General features: G+C 45.0%; 14 protein-coding genes. 9 read left to right on the forward strand and 5 right to left on the reverse strand.

Annotated elements, in window-relative coordinates:
* Positions 1–7 precede the first annotated feature (7 nt).
* The 4 genes from AC04MM_RS06685 to AC04MM_RS06700 all read left to right on the forward strand — a co-directional run bounded on the left by AC04MM_RS06685 (position 8) and on the right by AC04MM_RS06700 (position 3052).
* On the forward strand, positions 8–559 hold the full coding sequence (locus tag AC04MM_RS06685; protein ID WP_475379556.1) for an N-acetyltransferase family protein: 552 nt from the start codon (positions 8–10) through the stop codon (positions 557–559).
* Entirely contained in the window at positions 556–1737 is a 1182-nt protein-coding gene (locus AC04MM_RS06690) for an NAD(P)/FAD-dependent oxidoreductase (RefSeq protein WP_475379557.1), read from the forward strand. The genes AC04MM_RS06685 and AC04MM_RS06690 overlap by 4 nt, the downstream gene beginning before the upstream one ends.
* 200 nt (positions 1738–1937) lie before the next feature.
* Positions 1938–2219 carry a helix-turn-helix domain-containing protein gene (locus AC04MM_RS06695; protein WP_475379558.1) on the forward strand — a complete coding sequence of 94 codons (282 nt, stop codon included), beginning with the start codon at positions 1938–1940 and terminating at the stop codon, positions 2217–2219.
* A 29-nt stretch (positions 2220–2248) separates the two neighbouring features.
* Complete coding sequence (locus AC04MM_RS06700; RefSeq protein ID WP_475379559.1) at positions 2249–3052, forward strand: hypothetical protein; 804 nt, start codon at positions 2249–2251, stop codon at positions 3050–3052.
* Here the strand turns inward: AC04MM_RS06700 and AC04MM_RS06705 are convergent.
* The 3 genes from AC04MM_RS06705 to AC04MM_RS06715 all read right to left on the reverse strand — a co-directional run bounded on the left by AC04MM_RS06705 (position 3033) and on the right by AC04MM_RS06715 (position 6553).
* On the reverse strand, positions 3033–3761 hold the full coding sequence (locus tag AC04MM_RS06705; protein ID WP_475379560.1) for a hypothetical protein: 729 nt from the start codon (positions 3759–3761) through the stop codon (positions 3033–3035). The genes AC04MM_RS06700 and AC04MM_RS06705 overlap by 20 nt on opposite strands.
* A gap of 14 nt (positions 3762–3775) precedes the next feature.
* Complete coding sequence (locus AC04MM_RS06710; protein WP_475379561.1) at positions 3776–4423, reverse strand: iron-containing redox enzyme family protein; 648 nt, start codon at positions 4421–4423, stop codon at positions 3776–3778.
* A gap of 141 nt (positions 4424–4564) precedes the next feature.
* Positions 4565–6553 (reverse strand): PAS domain-containing hybrid sensor histidine kinase/response regulator, encoded by a 1989-nt coding sequence (locus tag AC04MM_RS06715; protein ID WP_475379562.1) that lies wholly within the window; start codon positions 6551–6553, stop codon positions 4565–4567.
* 432 nt (positions 6554–6985) lie between these two features.
* Between AC04MM_RS06715 and AC04MM_RS06720 the strand changes: the two genes are divergently transcribed.
* On the forward strand, positions 6986–8440 hold the full coding sequence (locus AC04MM_RS06720) for a reprolysin-like metallopeptidase (protein WP_475379563.1): 1455 nt from the start codon (positions 6986–6988) through the stop codon (positions 8438–8440).
* 81 nt (positions 8441–8521) lie between these two features.
* Here AC04MM_RS06720 and AC04MM_RS06725 read toward each other — a convergent pair whose 3' ends face one another.
* Both AC04MM_RS06725 and AC04MM_RS06730 read right to left on the reverse strand, forming a co-directional pair.
* A complete protein-coding gene (locus AC04MM_RS06725) occupies positions 8522–9202 on the reverse strand; it encodes a PilZ domain-containing protein (protein ID WP_475379564.1) in 681 nt (226 codons plus the stop codon).
* Between the two features lie 67 nt (positions 9203–9269).
* A complete protein-coding gene (locus AC04MM_RS06730) occupies positions 9270–9722 on the reverse strand; it encodes a hypothetical protein (RefSeq protein ID WP_475379565.1) in 453 nt (150 codons plus the stop codon).
* Between the two features lie 128 nt (positions 9723–9850).
* On the opposite strand from AC04MM_RS06730, the gene AC04MM_RS06735 reads away from it, so the two are divergent.
* The 4 genes from AC04MM_RS06735 to AC04MM_RS06750 all read left to right on the forward strand — a co-directional run.
* A complete protein-coding gene (locus AC04MM_RS06735; RefSeq protein WP_475379566.1) occupies positions 9851–11608 on the forward strand; it encodes a tetratricopeptide repeat protein in 1758 nt (585 codons plus the stop codon).
* A 61-nt stretch (positions 11609–11669) separates the two neighbouring features.
* The gene (locus tag AC04MM_RS06740; protein ID WP_475379567.1) at positions 11670–12986 is read left to right on the forward strand and encodes a LysM peptidoglycan-binding domain-containing protein; all 1317 of its coding nucleotides are present in this window, start codon (positions 11670–11672) and stop codon (positions 12984–12986) included.
* Between the two features lie 261 nt (positions 12987–13247).
* A complete protein-coding gene (locus AC04MM_RS06745; RefSeq protein ID WP_475379568.1) occupies positions 13248–14369 on the forward strand; it encodes a hypothetical protein in 1122 nt (373 codons plus the stop codon).
* Positions 14366–25190, forward strand: a 10825-nt coding sequence (locus AC04MM_RS06750; protein WP_475379569.1) for a beta strand repeat-containing protein, incomplete at its 3' end; no start/stop codon positions are given. The genes AC04MM_RS06745 and AC04MM_RS06750, both read left to right, overlap by 4 nt.

The following is a 25190-nucleotide window of genomic DNA, read 5'->3' on the forward strand; positions in this document are numbered from 1 at the left end:
TTACTACATGCAGATCAGGCCCTTGCAGTTAGATGATTTACCGCAGATCAAAAAATTCACCGATGTGACCATCGGTGAAAATTACTTTAGCGCCGAAGAATTGAAAGAGTGTTATCGAAAATCACTGTTAAACGGCGTGATGTATTCTTTCGTGCTGGTCGATGACCACGGTAAAGTCTGCGGTGTGCGTCTGGCTTATCCGCCGGGCGCGTGGAGTAAAGGCAAAGGTGCAAAACTGCATCCCGAGCTGTGGAAAGTGCCGCAGGAAAAAGCCGGATATTTTCAGAGTTTGTTTATTTCTCCCGAAGTGCAGGGGGGTGGCTGGGGGCCGAAACTATCAGATGCCGTGATTGAGCTGTTCAAAAAAATTGGCACTGAGGCGATTGTGACCCATGCCTGGAAAGAATCACCGAATAATTCGTCAATCCGCTATTTAAGCAAGTTTGGTTTTGAAGCGGTGGCAACACATCCTGATTACTGGATTGATGTCGATTATGTCTGTACCCGTGACGGTAAACCCTGCCGCTGTACGGCCGTGGAGATGATTAAATATTTATGACCCAATCGTTCTGGCAGGATTTTAAATTAAATACCGAAACGACCAAATTATCACATTACGATTATGTGATTGTTGGTGGCGGTATTGCCGGACTGTCAACGGCGTACTGGTTATTACAAAAAGATCCGCAGTTAAAAATCGGAATTATCGAAAAAAATAAAATCGGTTTCGGCGCCTCGGGCAGAAATGCCGGCTTTGTTACCTGTGGATCAACCGAACATTTTATTAAATTAAAAGATCAGTTCGGTTTAAGCAAAGCCGTTGAAATCTGGAAATTCTCTGAAGAAAACCGCTCGCTTTTACTGGAGCATATTATTCAGGACCGCGCGGATGCGGTTGATTTTAAAATTACCGGTTCGTGTACGGTGGCAGCCAATAGTGAACGCTGGGTTTATTATCAAGAGATGGCCAAAACTATGCGCGCCCAAGGGCTTGATGTTCATGAAGTAAACGCCAAAGAGATGGACCGGGATTACGGGGTAACCGGCTTTGAAGGCGGTATAGTCTACGGCGGTGATGGCTATGTTCACCCGATAAAACTTTTGTCACTGCTGTTGGATAAGATAAATGTGCATATTCATGAACAGACCGAAGTTCAAAGTATCAGCAAAAATGTTAAGATTCATAGCTTGATGACTGACAAAGGCGAAATTACCGCCGCAAAGGTCGTTGTGACGGTTAATGCCTATCTGCCCTTGCTGAACGCCAAGTACGCCGGTTTAATCGTACCAGGACGCGGACAGATTCTTTTAACAAAACCTTTACAACCCTTCGTTAAGGGCCCGTGTTATCTGACCAAACATTTATGTTATTTTAGGCAACTGCCCACCGGAGAATTGCTGATCGGGGGGTTTCGTAATTTAGATGCCGAAACTGAGAAGACCCACGCCGATAACATCACGCCGGTGATTCAAAATGCCCTGTTTGATTTCGTGAAACAGCATTTTCGCTTGGGAGCGCAGGCTCAGATCGCCCGGCAGTGGGCAGGGATCATGGGCTATTCTCCCGACGGGCAAATGCTCATCGGTGCGCTCGCGGAAAATCCGGATCTGCATATCATGGCCGGGTGTTCGGGGCATGGCATGGGCTTAAGTTTTCGGGCGGCGAAAACCCTTGTCGACGGGGCTTATGGCGGCATCATTCCGGAGCATTTACATATTAAACGTTTTAAAGTTTAGTAATTTTAACAATAAATAAATTTTTATTTGCATAAATATGCAGTGCCGACTATGTTTAATTTATTTACAAAGCTGTAAGTTTTAATGGTTGTGCTAAATTGATTAAGAAGGTGTTTAAAAGCCGCTAATTTTCCAGTATATTGAAGCAATCAACAGATGTTACAACAGAAGTTATTATGCAGAAGCAGGGGATAAGCAAAATGAAGACAGGCGATTTTCACAATTTGGGTATTTATCTTAAAGAAAAAAGATTAAGCGCAGGCCTTACGCAGACTGAGCTTTCACAGTCGTTAAAAGTTCACGTGCAATTCGTATCTAACTGGGAGCGTGGTTTATGTGCTCCGCCATCGCATTGTTTTCACCACCTCATTGATGTGCTTGGTTTAAACCGTGAGCAAGTTGTGAATGCTATGGTTTCCGATTCAAAACGCGCTATTGAAGCTAAAGTGTTCAAGAAGAAAAAGAAATCTAAAGCCGGTTAATTTTTTCGGCCATTGCTAAAGGGTGTTTTATGTCTCAGGTTACAGAATCAGTTCTAAAAAGTGCTTCGACTCCTGCCAGACGTGAGCTTTCAAGCACGTTTAAGGACTTTTGCTCGACCGTGCTGGATATGCATAGAATCGCGCAAAAACTTGGTTCTGCTTTTCGTGTTTTTTCTAACACCGGAGATATCAAACTTTTAAAATTAGCAGATTCGGATTTCGCTTCGATTGTTGATCGATTAAAAATCTACCGAGAAGTCTTTCAGATGGCTTCGCAGCAAAAAGAAATCTTCAATGCTGTTCAGGAAAAACAGCTGCTGTGGTTTGCTCTGCGTTCATTGCGTTTGGCGCCACCGGCTGAATTTTTTAATATTCTTAGAAATGATCATATCGTTGAAGTTTATATGGGGACCCGCCAGGTCTACCGCACCTTCAACTACTACTCGCTTTGCAGCTATTCACTTGATGAATTAGAAACCACACCCTGGGATCAGCTATTTGCCCGTAAAGATTCAACCGTCGTCGAAAAGATTTTTGCAGACGTGGCTGTGGCCCTTAAAGAGCGCCGTATTGTTTACTCAGAGATCCCGCCACATTCTGTGGTTGAGACAGCATCAGCTTTAAAGAACGAATTTATGTACAAACTTGAGTTCGTGGCTCCACTTACGGATTTAGATCACAATGCGCAAGACTGCTTTGTTGCCGTTCTTTCAGCTGAACTGGTAAACACCCCTCCTGAGGCTATTCGTAAACAGCGTCAGGAAGAGTACGAAAGTAAACGTTTTTCTGAACAGCAATTTCTAACCAATAACGTTAGACCGCTTTTCGAATAGGAATCACATTCGGTGCAACGTCTGCCGGTAAAACGTGCTGGCTGACCGCCTCTGAAATAGTTCGACTCTCCCACAGACGATCACATATTCTTCCTAAAAATGGATCAGACACGTTTTTGTGATCACCTTTAAAATACGCAATCATATCACAGGAAAAACCGCGCTGAATCACATCGGGTTCAATACAGGTAAAGCCGCAGTCATAGGCCATTTCATGCACTTTAACATCTTTACGGGCCGGGGCAACGATGGCATGGCCCGGGGTTTGTTCAAACAAACGCACGCCCAGCTGGATGAGTGCGCGCCCAAGTGAAAAACCGATCAGGCTTGAGCGGTAATTTTCATTTACGGTTAAGTATTCCATCGACATTACGGTCGAGATGTTTTTTTGTTTCATGCCCGAAACAAAACCCGGTGAAAAAAACTGAAAATACTTGGTGCTGATATCCGGTTTCGAATCAAGGGTAAAAAAGCTATAGCAGTGTACTGCTGCGGCTTCATTGTTGTTAGCCATAATAGCGCAGATTAAATCGTGCCTGATAAACTCCTCGGCCTTAACTTCAAAGTCGCGCCCTTTGTAAGTGTCGGTCCACACTTTTAGCCATGTATCGAAAGCTTGCTGCACTTGTAGCGGCTGGCTTTTTTCAAGCCAGGCTTTCGGCGAAAACACATGATATGAAAAGTCGGTTTGTGATAAATTATTCTTCATGATTAAAACCTCGGTTAGGCAGCCTTTTTGCCTGCAGATTTTTTCTGTTTTACCTTTTCTGCAACGCTCGATAAAATCTGCATGTACATAAAAGCACTGACCTTTAGATTTTCGATAATCATTTTGGTTTCTTGTTCATTAAACGTATCTAACACTTCGTTGTGCTCTTCGATATGGTCTTCGTCTTCTTCAACGTGAATACGTAAGAAGTTTAAACTTTTTTCGGGGTGGTGGGGTTTTAGTTTTTGCATCAAGGTCGGACCGCAGTGAATAGCCAGACATTCAAGCACTAAAAAATAACCGTACACCGATGCCGGGCTAACCTGGTCGATCCAGTAATATTGTGACTGGTAAAAGGCCTGCGTTGCCGGAAGCGGCGAAAACTCCTTAATGTCGCGGCCCAGATGTTTAAGATCTTTAATAGCTAAGATTTCGTGATTTTTTTCTTCTGAAGCGTGCTGTAAAAAACGGTTGTGCAAAGCATTGCGCTCTATCGGAAAGCGCACTCCCGCTGAGGCAATAATGCGGGTAGAATGGCAGACGAAAAAATAAGTCTGGGCCAGCCACTCAGCATAGAATTCAGGATCCTGCCAATCCATATTAACTATCATCTTCTGTACGGCATTCATTTCGTCCTGAAACATCTTTTTAACTGCTGTCATCTACGAGCTCCTTTTAAATTGGTGTAAAGTGTTCGCAAAAAAACTCGTTTTAGGATAGCAAATTTAAATCGCTTTAAAAGAAGGCTGCTCAATATGAAACAAATAAATTGATATTTAGATGAAAAACACAGTCAAAGAATCTTAACAGCGTTTCTTTTTGGAATTTGATCTTAAATGAGTTTCAAGTTCAGAAAGAAGCTGAAACGTATCAATAGGTTTTGTTAAATGGCCGTCGCAACCTGCCTCGTGGGATTTGTTGCGTTCTTCGGCCATTGCATGCGCGGTCAATGCCAGAATCGGCTTACTAAAACCGTTTCGGCGCAACAGGCGGGTGGCTTCGTAGCCATCCATCTTCGGCATTTCGATATCCATCAGCACGATATCAAAATTTCCTGTCTGGCATGACTTGAATGCTTCGTGGCCGTCACAGACAACGGTTACATTCGCACCGTGCTTCGTTAAAAACTTATCGACGAAATACTGGTTATCGATTGAATCTTCGGCCAGTAAAATATTAAAACCGGTCAGCGGTACAAAATCCATTTGCTGCCCGGGCTTAACTTTGTCGGTTTTAGCCGGCATAGCAGCCGGTATTTCGGCAGTAAAGGTAAATACAAACGTACTGCCGGCATCTTTTTCGCTGCGTTCGATATTTAGCTCGCCGCCAAGGGCTGCGGCTAAATGCTTGGATAACGCTAACCCTAGGCCGGTTCCGCCGTATTTTCTGGTAATGCTCGACTCGGCCTGCGAGAAGGGCTGAAACAGCCGTTCTTTCTGCTCCTCAGTTAAACCAATGCCGGTATCAATGACCCGGATCTGCAATTCGCATTTAGACTGTTTTTTCGGATAGGTTTTGACCTGTACAATGACGCCGCCCTGATCGGTAAATTTAATCGCATTGCTCATCAGATTTGATAATACCTGCTCAAAACGAACACTGTCGGTTAAGATGGCGTGCGGAAGTTCATTCTGAATATCGAGTAGCATGTAAATGTTTTTATCTCGAGCTCTGGTTTTAAACTGGTGAACCACATTATGCAAAAGCTGTTGCGGCGATACGGCCGTTTTTTCCAGTTCAAGGCAATTGGCTTCAACTTTTGACAGCGCCAGTAAGTCATCAATAATCTTAATTAATGAATTGCCGTTGCGGTTAATGGTTTCGATGATCTGTGCTCTTTCGTTTTCACAAGCTGTGCCGTCTTTAAGTAAATCGGCAAACCCTAGGATAGCGGTCAGTGGTGTGCGGATTTCGTGGCTGACGTTAGCTAAGAACATCGTTTTGTTTTTGCTGGCACATTCGGCCTGTGCCTGCGACTGTTTAAGCTGGGCCACGAGTGCTTTTTGCTCGAGAAGTTCTTGCACCAGCTTATTTTTTTGTTCAACCCGCTCAGTAATGTTTGTTGAAGTGCCAACAAAGCGGATCGGCCAGCCATTTATATCTTTGATATATTCGCCGCGGCCCTCAATCCAAACAATGCTGCCATCAGGGCGAACGACACGGTATTCACAAAAAAATGGTACACTGTCTAACATGGCTTTTTCGACGGCAGCCCAGATTTCAGCGCGATCACCGGGATGGATCGCATTCATGATAACATCTGAGTGCACTGGGCTTTGCTCGAAATCGAGCCCCCAGTCCTTTGCCATCACTGGGCAGATGTAACACATGCCTGAGACCGGATCGGTGTTCCAAAAGCCGATATGCGAGGTCAGTGATGACTGACCCATGCGGGCTTCTGAGTGTTGAAGATCTATCTCGATCTTCTTCATGTAGGTTATGTCGTTAAGATAAACCACATGCGCGCGTTCAATTGTATCGGCAGCTAGCGGATCGCCCGAAGTTAACAAAAATGAAACCTGGCGTTTTTTCTTGGTCACCAGACTAAATTCTTCACTTAATAACAAGTCACCTTTGGCTAATCGTTGGTAAGGTAATTTAATTTCTGAAATATCTAAATCATAAGCTTCAAGAAAGTTATTAAAGGCGCGGTTAAAGCGGATGATCTTGGTGTTCGTCACATCAAGCAGGCAGGCAGGAAGCGGAATCTGTTCGAAGACTCCCTCGTTCTTAGCCTGAGTAGGTGTTGCTATCAGCAACCCACCATTCGCTTGTGGATTTTGGATGATCATCTGCTTGGTCCCCTCATTAAGATCTGATCAAAATAACAATTTATTTAGACGTATGCCGTAATTCGCAACGTGAGTCTAGAGGAAATTGAGAAAAAACAGCAGCTTAGTAGACTTTTTACACTCGGTGCGGCGGGTATTTCGCCCCATTTTGCGGGTTTTTTAACGGTATTATGATCTGTGTTAAGAAGTGTTTAAAATAATTTAACTGCGGTTTAAGAGACAGAAATTTTTGTTCACAGGTTTTGCGAAATCGCGAAGCAAACAAGAGCTGATTTTTCAAAAACTATAGTAGCAAAAAAACTATTTCTCAGAAAGAAAAAACGCCAAATTACAATCGTACAAATTTAAATTAACATTGCACGCAAAGACCTTTGCACAGTTTTTCTTCGAAGACTTGGTGATTTCGTCAATCACCCGTAACACTAACAACACATGAAAAACGCAAAAGTAACTAACACAAAATTAAGAAATGTTTTATTAACTTTAACTCTGACGAGCGTATTACAATCCTGTTTACTTTCGTCATCATCAGATGAAAAACCGTACGTCGCTTCCTCTCCTAACAACGGTCAAACTTGTGAAGCCCGTACTACAGCGTCTTTAAATATGTCTGCAGATGCAGACAACATGCAAAACAACGACGATCTATTTCAGGACGTCACTAACCAGGGAATGACAGCAGCATTTTCTGCCAACACTAACAGTGCAACTGATCATGCAGGTCATGCTCATGATGTTGCAACCGCAACTGAAACCCGCAACGTAAAAATTAACGTTGCTGAATTTAAAAATCGTTTATTAACGAGAAAGAGCAACAACTTTCATTTGCCCCTCCTGAATAACAAGTCAGTGCGTGTGGTACTACAAGATGTTAAGAAATACTCAAACTCTAATATCGTAGCCACTGGCCGCGTTGAAAATGATCACATGAGTGATGTAACTATCGTCATTAATAATGATGTGATCGTGGCTAACGTCGGTGAACAATCAACAGAACAGCACTATGAAATCCGCTTCGCCGGGAATGGTGTACATACAGTCAAAGCTGTGAATGAAACAGATACTGACTGTTTAACTGAAGACGGCGGCGGAACAGACGCTGTTAATATGATGCAGCCAATGGATGGCAGCACAGCGAATGACCGGGCAGAAACCGCTATGGATGCAGTTCCGCAGATAGATGTTTTAGTCGCTTACACACCTGCAGCCATGAAAAATGCCGGCGGTGCAGATGCGATTAAAGCGTTAATCCAAATGGGTGTCGCTGATTCGAATAAAGCATACCAAACAAGTGGAGTTAACTTATCACTACGTTTGGTGGGAACTATTGCCGTTACTCAGGCTGAAAGCTCGTTCACCTCAGATTTAACGGCCTTAAAAGGCACAACTGATGGTAAATGGGATGCTGTACATGCTGAACGTAAACGAGTTGGGGCGGACTTAGTGGCGTTAGTGGCTTACTACGCGAATTCTTCGACTGCCGGTATTGGTTACGTCGGTTCGACATATGCTTCCGGCTTTTCGATCACCAAAACGACCGCGTTTAAACAGTTCTCTTTTACGCATGAGTTAGGTCACAATATCGGATTAAAACATGAAGACGGATTTGAAAATGCGTCAGGTCGATTCAGAACAGTCATGGCTTACGGTACTTACACCCGTATTGCACGTTTCTCGAATCCGGCGATTGATTATAACGGTTTTGCAACCGGTACGGCGTCAAATAACAGCGCGGCTAAAATCAACGCCAACGGCGCACGTATCGCAGGGCTTTCGGCTTCGGTTGTCCAATCGGAAACGCCGACACCGTCTAATCCGATTCCGGATCCGACGCTTCCAACTGAACCGTGTACGGATGAAGAAACTCCAGAAGTAGCGATGGAATAACAAAAAAAGACTATACATATAAAGATGAAAACCCGCTTCTTGCCGAAGCGGGTTTTTTTTATTTATGCATCGTTTGTTTGTTTAAGAAGATTTTAAATGGGTTTTTTGGTGCAGATCACTGATCATCGAGGTCAGCTTATCTTCGCTGGCATATAGCATATGGTGAAATTCAACACCAACGGCGAATTGCTCTGGGCCATGCGGGCGCACATTTCTGATGATACCTTGAAGCTGCAGCGAGCCTTCGTCACCGTTAATCAGGGTGGCATCGATTAAATCCTTTGCCTGTAACACGGTTTGCGGTGAATTTAAGATCACCGAACAGCCATGTGAATTCAGATCTGCAACCTGGCAATCTAATAAACAAGAGTTTTCGTTAAGAGCATTAATTAAAAGTTTGATCTGTGCCTGGGGTGGCACTTTATAACGTACGGTCTGGCGGTTTTGTAAATGGAAAATACGTTTTAAATACAACACCACATGACCGTTTTCGATCTGCGGTGTGGTTTCGAACATGTACTTTTCGGTGTCGACCATGAAATGGGCGGTGTAGGTTTCAGAGTACGAAAAATCGAAGTCCAGCTTTACGGCGCCTTTGCAGTAGAACTTAGTCTGCTCTTTAAGGCTTTCGATTTTCAATGGCAAAGTGCGATCGTATTTGTCTTTTAGCATTACGATTGCATTCGTATTTATAAGTTTAAGCAAAACTTTTTGTTTAAAAGCTGCGTCGTTAATTTGTTTTAAAACTGTTATTTCTGCCATAGTAACTCCGGTATCGGTCGTTACCGGAGTTAAATCAATGGCCTAATGTCTGGTTGAATGGCTGGGCTTAGAAGTCTCTGGTCAGGCGTTTAAGACCTCTCAAGATGGATGCGTTAGAGCGCTTTTCCTGCTCGATCTGGTGCGGGATAGTCGCTAAGCTTTGAGAGTAGATCTCACGTTCGATTCCGTTTAACTCAGAGTCTTTAAGTAAGTTTTCGTAATTAATACGATCCTGTTCAAGTTTATGCAGACGGGCTTTTAAGTCATCTTCCATAAAGGCTACGCCAAACGCAGAATCAGCTTTGCTGATCTTTTTGTTCATGCCGATGCAGGTTAATAGCTGCACCATTTTTACATTGTAAGTGCCTTGCATTAAAAACGGAAGTGTGTCAGCAGTAAGGCCTTCTGTGTTCTTTAGCTTTTCTTGTTCAGCTAAAAGGTCGTAAGTAACACACTTTTCTTTGGCCATGACTGTTGAAGAAATTGACACTAGACTTAAAACGGCGATCAGTTTTCTCATAGAACATCCTTTTATTTGGGTTAAAACGTAATTACAAACCAATATTTCAAGTTCTATACCTTGTTTATTTTGCCGCAATCTAGACCACGGTCTAGTACAGTCCAGTCGGGGGGACGCCGAATAGTAGAATGATGAAAAAGAATAATTTGATCATTTTATTGGGAAGTCTGCTTTTAACCTGGGGTTGTGCCCAGGTGCCGGTTATTCCAGAAAAAACGATTTATTCAGATCTTTTTCCACAACAGACTTCGCGTACTAATTATTACAAAGACGTGGGTTTAGGTTATTTAAACGACAATAATTATAACAAAGCTGTTGAGTATTTTAAGCTGTCTTTACTGCACGATCCTGCCAATAACGAAGCCCGTTACTGGCTAAGTGTTTCATTTCATAGAAAAAACCAGAACAACCTGGCATTGATCGAGCTCGAGAAGCTGGAAACAGTTGATCATTTAGAGCACGCCCGCTTAAAACTGGTGTCTGATATTTACGAAACAGCTGATTCTTTTGAAAAGGTGATTGCTGTAAATCAAAAAATTTATGCCTTACGCAAAGAAAATTTTCCGTTATGGAAGATTTACCAGATGAATTTAAATATGGGCCGTCTGGATAGCGCTTTTGAAAGCCTGGCCCAGTTAGAACAAAACGGCGAAGAGCCGTATCGAGTGCATTTAGGCCGTTATGAAGTTTTACACAGAAAAAACAATTTTGAAGCGGCGCTGGCAGAATTGCAGCTGGCAGAAAAAGCCAAACCGTTTGATCTGTTAACAATGAAGAAGATGACTGAAGTGCAGTACGCGCTACACAAATGGCAGGATCTGCACCAGTTAGGCACTAAGTTTTCTAAATACCATCCTTACGATTTAGAAGTGTCAGAGCGTTTATCGCAGGCGTGCATCCGCATCGGTGCCTATGACGATGCAATTGCTGAATTGAAAAAACAAAAAGAATTATTTCCTGATTCGGTCGGAATCGAGTTTAAAATTGCACACGTTCTTTTTTTAAAGCGCGATTTCACGAGTGCAGAAGAACTATATAAAGAATTATATGAAATCACGAAATCAGACCAGTCGGTGTTTTACATTTCGCAGATTCACCTGGCGCAGAACGATATTGATGGCGCCGAAGCGCAGTTAGAAAATCTGGCATCTTGGTCTGAGTATTATCCGACCGCACAGGTGCAGCTGGCGCGCTTAGAGTGGAAAAACAGTCAGGTTGATTTTGCCTTAAACCGTTTACGTCGAGCGCATCAGTTACGTCCGGATTCGCTGGAGTTATACCAAGAGTACGGTCAGTATATGATCTGGAGCAAACGATATGTGGAATCGATCGCACTGGTTGAACAGGGTATCAGATCATTTCCAAAAGACGATAAGTTAAGAATTCTTGCTGCCTATATTCATTTTAAATTGAATAACATGAAGGGCTTTCAACGGCAGATCGCAAAAGCCAAGGCGATTAATCCGGAAAATTCTGAGATTTATTCGGTGCTGGCAGAGCTTTGGTATGAAAGAAAGCGTCCTTACGCTGAGCTGGAATTTTTGGCGCAGAAAGCACTGGATCTTAAAACTAAGAATAAAAATATCAAGCCACTCTTGGCGTGGGCTCTGTTACAGCAGGATAAAATGTCGGGTGCAGTGAAGTTATTCGAAGAATTTTATGATGAAGATCCTAATGAAATCTTTTTTGCTGAGTCGTTGGCTGATATTTACCAGCGTAACGTGCTGACTTCGAAGAATCAGGAGTTTCAGAAAAAGGCTGCTGCTTTACAGGCTGATGCAAAAATCAAATCTGAATTCGACTACTTTAAGTTTCAGTCCCAGCAAGACCGCTTAAGCACAGATAGCAGCGGAAACAGACTTCCGGCTAGTCTAGAAGAGCCGTAAGAGTAAGCTTTAATAGCTAAGATCATTTGCTTAATCTGCAATTGTTATCGAATAATTAAGTATGCGAAGTATAACTTTTATCCTGTGGGTTTTCCTTGGGGCGCTGTTGCATACAGCTGCTGCGGAAGCTGCACCGTTAAATGTAACGTGCTCGCCGCTTGTCAAAACCACAAAATATCAGATTCAAAAAGGCGAGCATGCTGCTGCCGTACTTCGTAAATTCGGTCTTGAGCCTGTGTTTGGTAACCGCGGCTCGATGAATGATCTTCTCAAATTAAATAATTTTAAAAACCCGGATGTGATCGAGCCTGGAACGGTTGTAAATCTGCCATTTCAATGTGAAGAAGAGGTAAAACCGTTTAAAGTAGTGCAGGACGAAAAAGAATTTCGCCGTATTACCTGGGAAAAAGTTTTACTTACCTCTGAACCTGCGGTGGCAGCACCAGAAGCGATAGCGCCGCCGCCTCTTGAGCCGCCAAAGCCTGCCGATAAATTTGATGAAATCGTTGCTAAACCTGCCGAGCAACAGATTCAGGATGTCGAAGCTACTGAGAAATCACAGGACACTATTTCAGAGGCCCTGCGCTACCGCATGATCTGTGAAGGTGAGTGGACTGGATCTGAGTGTATTACCCGTTATTCAGCTATCTTTGCCGCCTTAGGCGGCTACAATAACCGTTATGACGGGGTCGACTCCCGTGCCGCTCCAGGAGCGCAGAAAGACGGTTTGCTGCTTTCAAAACTGAATTTAGCCGCCGGTTTTGGTTGGAACAACTACTGGAATGAAAATGTAAAAACCGTTCTATACGCCGAACTTCAGAACAATCAGATGTTGCCGGACATTAAGAGTGTCCCGATTGAAGGCGGTGACCGTTTGTTGACCAGCCTGCAAGCTGAGGTCCGTTATGAAAAAGGTAACTGGGGTGTGGGGCTTGGTTTTCGCCAGTTTGATAAGTTGTACTATGTCTTTAACTTTCAGAACCTGGTCTTAGGTAGTATCTGTACTGTAAACGATGTTTCACTGTGCGGTGTTAATGTGTATTCGGCCAATGTGTCATCGTTATTCTTTGATGTCAGTTATATGATTCACCAGGCAGGTAAGTTCAGATTTGATACCGAGCTTAAATATTTCACTTTAGCATCAACTAAAGTAAGTAACGTCGATGTTTATTCCGGTTCGGGCCAGAGTATCGATTTTTCGGTTACCCATGACCGTATCGAAGAGTACTTAAAAGGAACTCTTCGCTACGCAATGTCTTCGCAAGATACTTCTATTGAAACCCAGAATGCAAAAGAGATTGCATTACTGTTTACGTACTCGTGGAAACTCAAAGACTGGTCAGAAGCCACCATCAAAGCTGACAGCGACAGCAACTAATTCGTCGAAATCCTTAACCAGCGGTCGAGTCTGGTCCTAAACCAAAAGACCAGATCTCGTCTAGTCTGGCGGTGAAGAGATTATTAAAAATTCCAAAAACAAGACAAAATATCTGTAGATGTATCGTGTTGGTACGCCTAAAGATTACATGGCACTTTTTCTGCCTTTAAAAACTTTGGGTAAGCTAAGTCATGGTATTCTTTAAGAAAGCGCGATTAGTGGCACGTAGTGGGAGACGAAACTTGAGTGAAAATAAATAAAATGAAACAGCTTTCATTTTTATTTCACAATTTAAAACGCAACAAAATTGCGTTGAGGTTATCGTTTTTTGCGCTCGCACAAACACTTTTACTTTCTGGTTGTAATTTTAATATTCTCGGCGGAAAAAATTCTGAAATCTCTTCTGGATACAATCCGGGCCTACGTACTGAATCATCGCCGCCTACAATCAGTCCAATGGTAGATCTTGAAATGGATGAGAATGACGTAGTAACAATTCCGTTTCAGATTTCTGATCCAGATACATTTATCATGTGTAGTGCAATTAACATTGCCGCACGTTCTTCAGATTATTCAGTCGTTGACCCAAAGAATATGTCGGTGTCAGGAACTTATCCAAACTGTTTATTATCGGTTCGTTCAAGTTCGGTCACTGCCTCAAAACAAATTACCATTACAGTGGATCTTTTCGACTTCTGGACAACCGTTAGCTCGGCATTTAAGTTAACAGTTCGCCGCGTAGAAAAACCGGGGCCGTTCAGAATCACCAGCACCGAGGGTTTAAGAAAATCTATTTTAGTAAACTGGTCAAAAGCTGATTATATGGATGGCACTTCGGCCCGTTATACACTTTATTATAAACGTATTACCGATCAGACATTACAGCCTTCAGGCTTTAACGGAATTATGCCGGTCTACCAGGCTTCGCCTTCGACTTCGCAATCAACGTTTATTGAAGTTCGTAATGCAACCAGCCCATACTGGATCACAAGTCCTGATCACACTTTAGATGACAGCACGATTTACGAGATCTATATCACTGCCCGTAACGGCTTTAACAACAAGAACCCGCAGATTCCGTTAGAAGAATCACAGCATGTGTTTGTACGCACGTTGGATCGCTTTCAGTTTAAAGTGCGGGAGTTCGTGGCCGGCAGCGCGCAGGAATTTAAACCACCAGCGACCCACACGGCCTCGTGTGTAGGACCGGGCATGAGTACGATTCCGCTTTCGCCGCTAAATGAAGCCTGTGTTGATTCGGATCGCTATTTTGCCCAAAGTTCATTTGCCAGCCCAATGGAACGCACTTCAGTGCTTACCGGCTCTTCAAGATACAGAGTCTACCTGAACGGTCAGGGATTAATGTATGGAGAAAATCCATGATTAATCTAACAGCTAAAATGCTGAACCGCTTAGCCGCACTTTTATTATTGTTATTAGCCCCGGTACTTGCAAACGCGCAGGCGTTTGGCCCGCAGTTAACTTATCATGGCCGTATTTTGGATACGGCAGCCTCAAATGCGCCGGTAACCGGTAACGTACAGTTCTTGATTCAAGTGGTTCATCCAGATGTGCCGACCTGTGTACTTTACCAGGAAACTCAAACTCAGAATTTAACAGCCGCTGATGGAAACTTTACCCTCACCGTAAACGGCGGAAGTTCAACGCTTCCTGTGGCTTTACTGAATCCGTTTGCTGATATCTTTATTACTGACCCGACAAGAACAATTAATTGTATTAACGGTGGTACCGTTCCGGGTACAACTAACTCGCGTCGTTTAAATGTATTTTTTGTACCGCCGGGTGGATCGGCCTATGAGCCATTACCGTCACAGGCCATCAACTACGTGCCACTAGCGATTGAAGCGTTAAATACGAATGCGGTTGGTGGTTTCGGTGCGCCAAGTTTATTAAGAGTAGTAGAGATTAATGGTTTTGGTGTTCCGGTTCCGTATGCGGTTCCGGCAATCACACGTCCGTTATATGAAGAACTAGATGCGACGATTAAAGGTCAAAGTAATTACTATGTAACTTCGCAGGGAACGGTTGCGTACTTCTCAGTTCCGTTATCAGGCGAAGTAACGGGCTCTCAATCGGCAACCGTTGTTAGCCGATTATTTAACCGTCCATTAAATCCTGCCGGCGGTACTTATGTCGGCGGCGAAGTCATGTTCTTTGACGGTACCAACTGGATTGCCAAACCGGGTATCGCCGGTACGGTGCAAACCGTTAACTCAACCAATGCTTACTTAACTGTAAGTGGTGGTCCGCCGACGTTTGATCCAACAATTAATCCGTTATTAACTTTACATGTGGGTACAACGGCCAATACAGTGGCTGCCGGTAATGATTCGCGAATCGTAAATGCATTTTCGGCATTAACACCATTAGCTGGTGATGTGACTGGCCTGGTTTCTGCGACGGTAGTTGCTACTGTTGGCGGAAAAACTGCCGCCCAGATCTCGCAAAGTGTGAGCGATACCATTCAGGCCACATCAGCGAATACCGCTAGCACGATTGTAAAACGCGATGGTTCGGGTAACGTGTCAGTGAACACGATTTCATCGACGAATACTTCGACGAGAAACTTATTACTATATAATGCCGGCAATACGAACTATGCGGGTTTTGCAGTTTCTTCAGGTTTAGCTTTAGATTATGTCTTAACGATGCCAACGACGGCTCCGGTGAGCGGTTTTGTTTTAGCCACTGACGGCGGTGGTAACACGTCGTGGATTTCGCCGACGACTGGAAGCGTAACCAGTGTTTCAGCTTCAGCACCGTTATCTTCAAGCGGTGGCTTTACGCCGACAATTTCAATCACCCGTGCAACGCCAACCGTAGACGGTTATTTAGCCGCAAGTGATTTTGTTACATTTAATAATAAAATAACTTCGGTGACTGTGACTTCGCCGTTAACAATGGCGGGTACGTCGTTAACGCCGCAAATCGGCCTTCAAGATAGCGGAGTTTCTGCAGGAACTTACACAAAATTCACGGTGGATATTAAAGGTCTTATCACCAGCGCAACGACTTTGGTGGCTTCGGATATTCCCGATTTAGATACGTCTAAAATCACAACCGGTGTTTTCCCGATTGCGCGCGGTGGTACGGGAGCCGGTGCATTAACTGGTAACGGTTTTGTTGCGGTTAATGCTTCGGGCTCTGCCTTAACAAGCACGGTGTGCGGCACTAACGAAGTGCCGGTGTTTAACGGCACGGCGTGGACATGTATCTTAGCAACTTCAGTAAGTTCAACATCAACTTTAGTGATGCGCGATAGTAACGGTGATTTCACCGCAAATAACATCACAACTGTTCAGGATATGACGGTACAACGTAACTTGCGTGTACAAGACGGCCAAGTGGGCGGTTATATCGGTTTAACCACACCGGTCGGTGTAGCGAACTACGATATCGTGTTACCGGCTAACGGTGTACCGGTTCCGGGTAATGTGTTGGCAATCGCCGCAGGTGCCACAAGCTCGGTAGTAACTACGCAATGGATTACCGCATTAACTGACGTGTTAGCATCTGGTGCGATCATTGTTGGTAATACTTCTGGTACGGCAACACCGGTCTTTATGAGCGGCGATGCAACCTTAGCAAGCAGCGGTGTACTTACTTTAGTTGATGTCGGCGCAGGAGTTACTTCTGGCACAGAGTACACGAAAGTAACGGTAGACGGTAAAGGGCGTGTAACATCAGGTGCACAATTAACTAATGCGGACATCAATACAGCCTTAGGTTATGTGCCGGTAAGTTCGGTCTCGGCAACAACACCGATCACTTTGACTGGTGGCGCGTCTAATCCGGTGATCGGTTTAGCCGATAGCGGTGTTGTGTCTGGTGCTTACGGCAGTAATACATTAATTCCAAATTTTGTCATCGATCAGTGGGGAAGAGTTACTTCAGCAACGCAAGTAACTTACGCTGATGCAACAAACGTTTCTAAAGGTATCGTGCAGATCGGTGCTAATATTACTTTATCGACGGGTGTGATCTCGGTGACTAGCGGTAACGTTATTTCGGCCCTGGGGTATACACCATTTGATCAGGCTGCGACTTTATCCGGCGATGTGACGGGTGTGTTATCAGCGACTGTGGTTTCTGCGGTCGGCGGCAAAACGGCTTCTGAAGTGGCTACGAGCGTGAATGATACACAAGCCGCCACGCATTTAAATTCTAGCTCTACAATCGTGCGTCGTGATGCTAACGGTGACTTTACGGCAAACAACATCACCACCGTTCAGGATATGACGGTACAGCGTAACTTGCGTGTACAAGACGGTCAGGTCGGCGGTTATATCGGTCTTACGACTCCGGTCGGTATTTCTAATTACGATATCGTATTACCAAGTAACGGTGCGCCTTCAACGGGTCAGGTGTTAGCAGTAGCTTCTGGTTCAACAAGTGCGACGATCCGCACACACTGGATTAATGCCTTAACGGATGTGTTAGCTCCAGGTAATATTTTTGTTGGTAATGCATCAGGCACGGCAACGGGTGTTACAATGACCGGTGATGCGACGATGTCTGATACCGGAAACTTTCAATTAGTTTCTGTAGGTGCCGGCGTAACATCTGGTACGCAGTACACGAAAGTCACCGTTGACGGTAAAGGCCGCGTAACTTCTGGTGCGCAGTTAAATAACGCTGATGTGGTCGCAGGACTTGGCTACGAGCCGATGAACTCGGTCGCAGTTTCAACGCCGTTATCTTTAACCGGTGGCGCTTCTAATCCGACTATTAGTTTAAACACTTCGGGTGTGGTTTCTGGTTCGTACGGTTCAAATACATTAATTCCTAATTTTATCGTTGATGTCTGGGGTAGAATTGTTTCAGCCACGACTACAGTTTACGCTGATGCCACAACTTCATCTAAAGGTATTATCCAAATCGGTGATAATTTAACGGTATCTGGCGGCGTGGTGTCGATCACCACAGCAAATATCGTTTCAGCGATGGGTTCGTTATCAGGTGATGTATCTGGTAACTTAAACGCAACCGTAGTAGATACCGTGGGCGGAAGAACTGCAGCCAACATTGCAACGACGGTTGATACAGTGGCTTCAGCTACCCATTTAAATTCAAGCGGTACTATTGTTCGCCGTGATGCCAACGGTGACTTCACCGCAAACAACATCACCACTGTGCAAGATATGACCGTACAGCGTAATTTACGTGTACAAGATGGTTCTGCAGGCGGCTATATCGGATTTACCACTCCGGTTGGTGTTTCTAACTATGATATCGTTTTACCTGGTAACGGTTTACCAACTCTTGGTCAGGTGTTATCGGTCGCATCAGGTACCACTAGTGCAACAGTGCGTACACAATGGATCAATGCTCTGTCTGATATTTTAGCTCCGGGTTATTTATTTGTCGGTAATGCTTCAGGTACTGCGACTGCAATGCCGATCACCGGCGATGTCACGTTATCAAGTACGGGTAACGTACAATTAGTCGGCGTTGGTGCCGGCGTAACATCTGGTACACAGTACACGAAAGTCACCGTTGACGGTAAAGGCCGCGTAACTTCTGGTGCGCAGTTAAATAACGCTGATGTGGTCGCAGGACTTGGCTACGAGCCGATGAACTCGGTCGCAGTTTCAACGCCGTTATCTTTAACCGGTGGCGCTTCTAATCCGACTATTAGTTTAAACACTTCGGGTGTGGTTTCTGGTTCGTACGGTTCAAATACATTAATTCCTAATTTTATCGTTGATGTCTGGGGTAGAATTGTTTCAGCCACGACTACAGTTTACGCTGATGCCACAACTTCATCTAAAGGTATTATCCAAATCGGTGATAATTTAACGGTATCTGGCGGCGTGGTGTCGATCACCACAGCAAATATCGTTTCAGCGATGGGTTCGTTATCAGGTGATGTATCTGGTAACTTAAACGCAACCGTAGTAGATACCGTGGGCGGAAGAACTGCAGCCAACATTGCAACGACGGTTGATACGGTGGCTTCAGCTACGCATTTAAATTCAAGCGGCACCATTGTTCGCCGCGATGCCAACGGTAATTTTACCGCAAACAACATCACCACTGTGCAAGATATGACCGTACAACGTAACTTACGTGTACAGGATGGATCAGTTGGTGGTTACATCGGTCTTACCACGCCGGTTGGTGTTTCTAATTATGATATCGTGTTGCCGAATAACGGTGCCCCTTCTACAGGCCAGGTTTTAGCAGTAGCTTCTGGTTCAACAAGTGCAACGGTAAGAACAAACTGGATTAATGCATTAACCGATGTGTTAGCTCCGGGATATTTATTTGTCGGTAATGCCTCTGGTACGGCTACCGGGGTGTCTGTAACCGGTGATCTGGCGTTATCAAATACCGGCAACTTTCAATTAGTCGGAGTCGGTGCAGGAGTAACTTCTGGTGCACAGTACACGAAAGTAACTGTTGATGGTAAAGGCCGCGTAACTTCGGGTGCTTTATTAAATAACGCTGATGTGGTTGCGGCTTTAGGCTACACGCCGGCTGATGATGCCGTGTCGGGTACCTATTTACGTCGTGCCAATGATTTAAGTGATTTAAATTCATCTGCAACTGCACGCACGAATTTAGGTTTAGGTACATTTGCAACGGCTAATACTCTTGATTTAGGTGGTGCAAGTGCAACTGGTATTATCGCTGATGCGAGATTGCAAGATTTTGCCGGCGTGGTTTCAGGCACGCAGTACACTAAATTAACTGTTGATGGCAAAGGCCGCGTAACTTCGGGTGCGCAATTAAATAACTCTGATGTAACAACGGCTTTGGGTTACACGCCGGTGAATTTAGTTTCAGCAACTTCGCCGATTACGTTAACCGGTACGGCGTCTAATCCGGTAGTTGGTTTAGAAAACAGCGGCGTAGCTGTAGGTACTTATCCGAAAGTCACAGTAGATATCTGGGGCCGCGTAACCAGCGGTACCGTGTTAAACTTTGCTGATGTAACTACCGGTTTAGGTTATACGCCGGTACAAATGGTTTCTGCCACAGCTCCTCTGGTCTTAAGTGGTCCGGCATCTTCGCCAGTGATCAGCCTTGCGATGAGCGGGGTAACTTCGGGCACCTATCCGAAAGTGACCGTTGATGACTTTGGCCGGGTTACTTCTGGCACGGGATTAAGTAATGCCGATGTGGTTGCTGGTTTAGGTTACACACCAACTAATGTGGTTTCAGCTGCGGCGCCTTTATCAATTTCTGGTGGTGCATCTAATCCGGTTGTTACATTAAATACTTCAGGTGTTACTTCGGGTACTTATCCGAAAGTGACCGTTGATGACTGGGGCCGCGTAACCAGCGGCAGTGTGTTGTCATTCGCTGATGTAACAACAGGTTTAGGTTATTCACCGGTGGCGTTAGTTTCGGCAACAGCTCCAATCGTGTTAACAGGCTCAGCTTCAATGCCATCGATCGGTTTAGCTAACAGCGGTGTAATAGCCGCGACGTACGGTTCAGATACGTTAGTGCCATTCTTTACCGTAGATGCATTTGGCCGCATCACTTCTGCCGGCGCACAAGCGTACGCTGATGCCACTGGTACTACCAAAGGTATCGTACAGATCGGCTCTAACATTACACTATCATCGGGCGTAATCTCAGTCACAAGCGCTAACGTCATCGCGGCAGTGGGTTCATTAGCCGGTGATGTATCCGGTACTCTTGATGCAACTGTAGTAGAAACTGTTGGCGGCAGAACCGCTGCAAATATCGCAACTACAGTTGATGCCGTGGCTTCTGCTACGCACTTAAACTCAAGTGGCACGATTGTTCGCCGTGATGCCAACGGCGATTTCACCGCTAGAAATATTACAACTATCCAGGATATAACTGTGTACGGTAATATGCGCGTACAAAACGGCTTAACTGGTGGTTCAATCGGTATTACGACTCCGGTTGGTTTAGCTCCGATCCATAATTATAATATCGTTTTACCAGACAATGTCACACCGACAGTAAACCAGCTATTAGCGGTAGCTTCAGGTTCAACATCGTCTACGATCTACACGCGTTGGATGACAACCCTTTCCGATGCGTTATCTCCGGGTAATATCTTTGTTGGTAATGCTTCAGGAGTAGCGACGGGTATGCCATTAACAGGTGATGCCACACTATCAAGTACTGGTAACTTACAGTTAAATGCAGTGGGCGCTGGTGTAACTTCTGGCACGGTTTATACAAAAGTAACGGTTGATGGTAAAGGCCGCGTGACATCTGGGGCACAATTAGCCAATGCAGATATCGTGGCCGCTTTAGGTTATACGCCGGCGGATGATGCGGCTTCTGGTACTTATTTAGTAAGAGCAAGTAATTTAAGTGATTTAACTTCATCAGCGACAGCGCGCACAAATTTAGGTTTGGGTACGTTTGCGACCGCAAGCTTTTTAGATTTAGGATCTGCTAGTGCAACTGGTATTATCGCCGATGCGCGTTTACCAGATTTTGCCAATGTAACTTCAGGTACGCAGTACACGAAATTAACCGTTGATGGTAAAGGTCGCGTCACTTCGGGGGCGCAGCTTTCAAATGCAGATATTAATACAGCTTTAGGCTATGCACCGATGGCTTCGGTATCGACAACTTCACCGATCACGATGACCGGTGGTTCTTCTAACCCGGTGATCGGTTTAGAAAACAGTGGTGTAACAGTAGGTACTTATCCAAAAGTAACAGTAGATATCTGGGGCCGTGTAACTTCAGGTACTGTTTTAAATTTTGCTGATGTCACTACGGGCTTAGGATACACTCCAGTTGAAATCGTCTCTGCGACGGCGCCTTTATTCCTAACAGGGCCTGCCTCTTCACCAGTAATTAATCTTGCAACGAGCGGTGTAACTTCTGGTACCTACCCAAAAGTTACGGTTGATGCCTGGGGCCGTGTAACTTCAGGTACAGGATTAAATAATGCCGACGTGGTGGCTGGTTTAGGTTATACACCAACTAATGTTGTTTCAACGACTTCACCATTATCTATTTCTGGTGGTGCTTCAAATCCGGTGATCAGTTTAGATACTACTGGTGTAACTTCAGGCACGTACCCGAAAGTAACTGTTGATGCCTGGGGCCGTGTAACTTCAGGTACCGGTTTAAATTATACTGATGTGACAACCGGTTTAGGTTATGTGCCGGTTCAAATCGTGTCTGCAACTTCGCCGCTATTTCTAACCGGTACCTCTTCATCGCCGGTTATTAATTTAGCTAACAGCGGTGTAACAGCCGGAACTTACGGTTCAAGCACGGGTATCCCGTTTGTAACTGTAGATGCTTATGGCCGCGTAACTTCGGCTGGAACACAAGCTTATGCGGATGCAACTGCCGGTACGAAAGGTATCGTACAGATTGGTTCAAACATAACGGTTACCGCCGGTACAATTTCGGTCACAAGTGCAAACGTGATCGCTGCCATGGGCACGTTAGGTGGCGATGTTTCAGGTACATTAAATAATACAATTGTTCAAACAGTAGGTGGCCGAACAGCTGCTAACATTGCAACGACTGTTGATGCGGTCGCTTCAGCTACGCACTTAAATTCAAGTGGTACTATTGTTCGCCGCGATGCCAATGGCGATTTCACTGCACGTAATATTACTCTCGTAGAAGATATGACTGTTTGGGGTAATATGCGCGTACAAAATGGTTTGGCCGGTGGTGCAATTGGTATCACAACGCCAGTAACATTAGGTGCAGCGCAAGATTACAATATCGTGTTACCAGATAACGGTGCACCAAATGCCGGACAAGTTCTTGGGGTTGTATCTGGCTCGACTGCATCATTGATTAGAACTACGTGGGTAAATGCCTTAACAGATTATTTGGCTGACGGCCATATCTACATGGGTAATGGTTCAAATATCGCAACCGGTGTACTGGTTTCTGGTGATGCGACGATGGCCAACACTGGTGCATTAACATTAGCCTCAGTGGGCGCTGGCGTTACCTCTGGTGCGCAATACACGAAAGTCACTGTCGATGGCAAAGGCCGCGTGGTTTCTGGTGCACAATTAAATAATGCTGATGTGGTTTCTGGTTTAGGTTACACACCGGCCGGTGCGGTATCTACTACGGCTCCTGTTACTTTAACAGGTACAGTGTCAGCTCCGGTGATCGGCCTAGCAAATTCTGGTGTAACAGCCGGTACTTATAACAAAGTAACAGTAGATGCATTAGGTCGTGTAACAAGTAGTTCGGCATTAACCGCGGCCGATGTAACTACGGCTTTAACTTATACTCCGGTGAATCGTGCGGGCGATACAATGACCGGTGGCTTAACAACGACTGCATTATCAGCGACGACAATTTCAGCGTCGGGTTCATTAGTTGTTGGTGCGGCTTCACCAACTCCAGGTTCGATTGTTGATATCACATCAACGGCTGCGGGTTTTTTAATTCCGCGTATGACGACAACTCAGCGTGATGCCATTGTATCTGGTATTGCACAAGACGGTTTACAGATTTTTAATACCACAACGCGTGCGTTTGAGTATTATGATGGTGGTGCGGCGACTTGGCGCCAAATGGCCACAAATAATACGGCATTAATTTCTTTAAACGGCTCAACATCGGCGACACAGACGTTTGCCATCGGTGCTGCGGGCACTGCATTTAATATTGCAACTGCTGCTGGCGTGCATACATTTAATTTACCAATGGCGGCCTCTGCGGGTGTTACGCAAGGTGCGATTACAAATACCCAATTTCAAACATTTACGGATAAAGTCACTTCGGTTTCTGGCGCTTCGGGCCAGATCGTTGTTACTGGTGGCGTTTCATCTCCGGTGGTCGGTTTAGCAAACTCTGGTGTAACCGCTGCAACTTACGGTACATCGGCAGCGGTGCCGGTGATCACAGTAGATGCTTTTGGCCGCATAACAAGTGTGACAAATACGGTATTACGCCCGGCTTCGGCAGCTGATACCGGTGTGGTTTCAATCGGTAATAACATTACCGTTAACGGTGCCGGTCAGATCTCATTAACAAGTGCCAATGTCTTAAATGCATTTGGTGCCGGCTTATCGGGTGATGTCACTGGTTCGCTATCAGCCACAGTTGTAGCAACAGTCGGCGGTAAAACCGCAGCGCAGATTACAACCGCAGTCAATGATGTGGCTTCGGCGACTTCGGTAGATTCAAGCAGTACAATTGTTCGTCGTGATGCATTCGGTAACTTTACGGCAAACAGCATCACCACCGTTCAGGATATGACGGTTCAGCGCTTCTTACGTGTACAAAACGGTACAACCGGTAACTCGGTAGGTATCTTTGCGCCACTTACTTCTGCGGACTATAATATTTATTTACCTTCTAACGGGACGGTACCTCCGGCTGGTTACGGTTTAGGTATCTCGGCTGCGACTTCAAGTGTGGTTGAAACAACTTGGGTACCGATGATGAGCGCAAGTATTGCATCAGGTGCTTTCTATGTCGGTAATGCTTCTGGTACTGCTGCAGCGGTATTAATGTCGGGCGATGCCACACTTTCTAATACAGGTAATTTACAATTAGCTGGTGTTGGTGCTGGCGTAACATCTGGCACACAGTACACGAAAGTCACAGTTGATGGTAAAGGCCGTGTAACTTCTGGTGCGCAGTTAACAAATTCTGATGTAGCTACAGCTTTAGGTTACACACCGCTGGCTTCCATCACGGCAACGGCTCCGATCACCATCACCGGTGGTTCGTCAAATCCGGTGATTGGTTTAGCTAACTCAACAGTGACAGCCGGTACGTATGGCTCGTCATTCACTATTCCAGTTATCACGGTGGATGCTTTCGGTCGTTTAACAACAGTGACAACGCAAAATTTACGTATCGCGGATACGACCAACACCGGTGTGGTTTCAATTGGCAATAACATCACGGTAAATGGCGCAGGCCAGATCTCGTTAACAAGTGCGAATGTGATTAATGCTTTAGGTACCGGTATTTCTGGTGATGTAACTGGCTCGTTATCAGCAACTGTTGTTGCGACAGTCGGCGGAAAAACATCGGCGCAGATTTCTCAATCAGTAAGTGATACATTGACAGCGACTTCATCAAATACTGCAAACATGATTGTTAAACGTGATGGTTCAGGAGGATTTTCTGCCGGTGCGGTCACTCTGTCAGGCGTGTTAACTGCGCCAGCAAACGGTTTAGTGCTTGGTACAAACCAATTAGTAGCAAACAACGGCGGTGTGGGTATCGGTACAGCTTCGG

This window comes from Bdellovibrio sp. SBM16 (assembly GCF_056175625.1).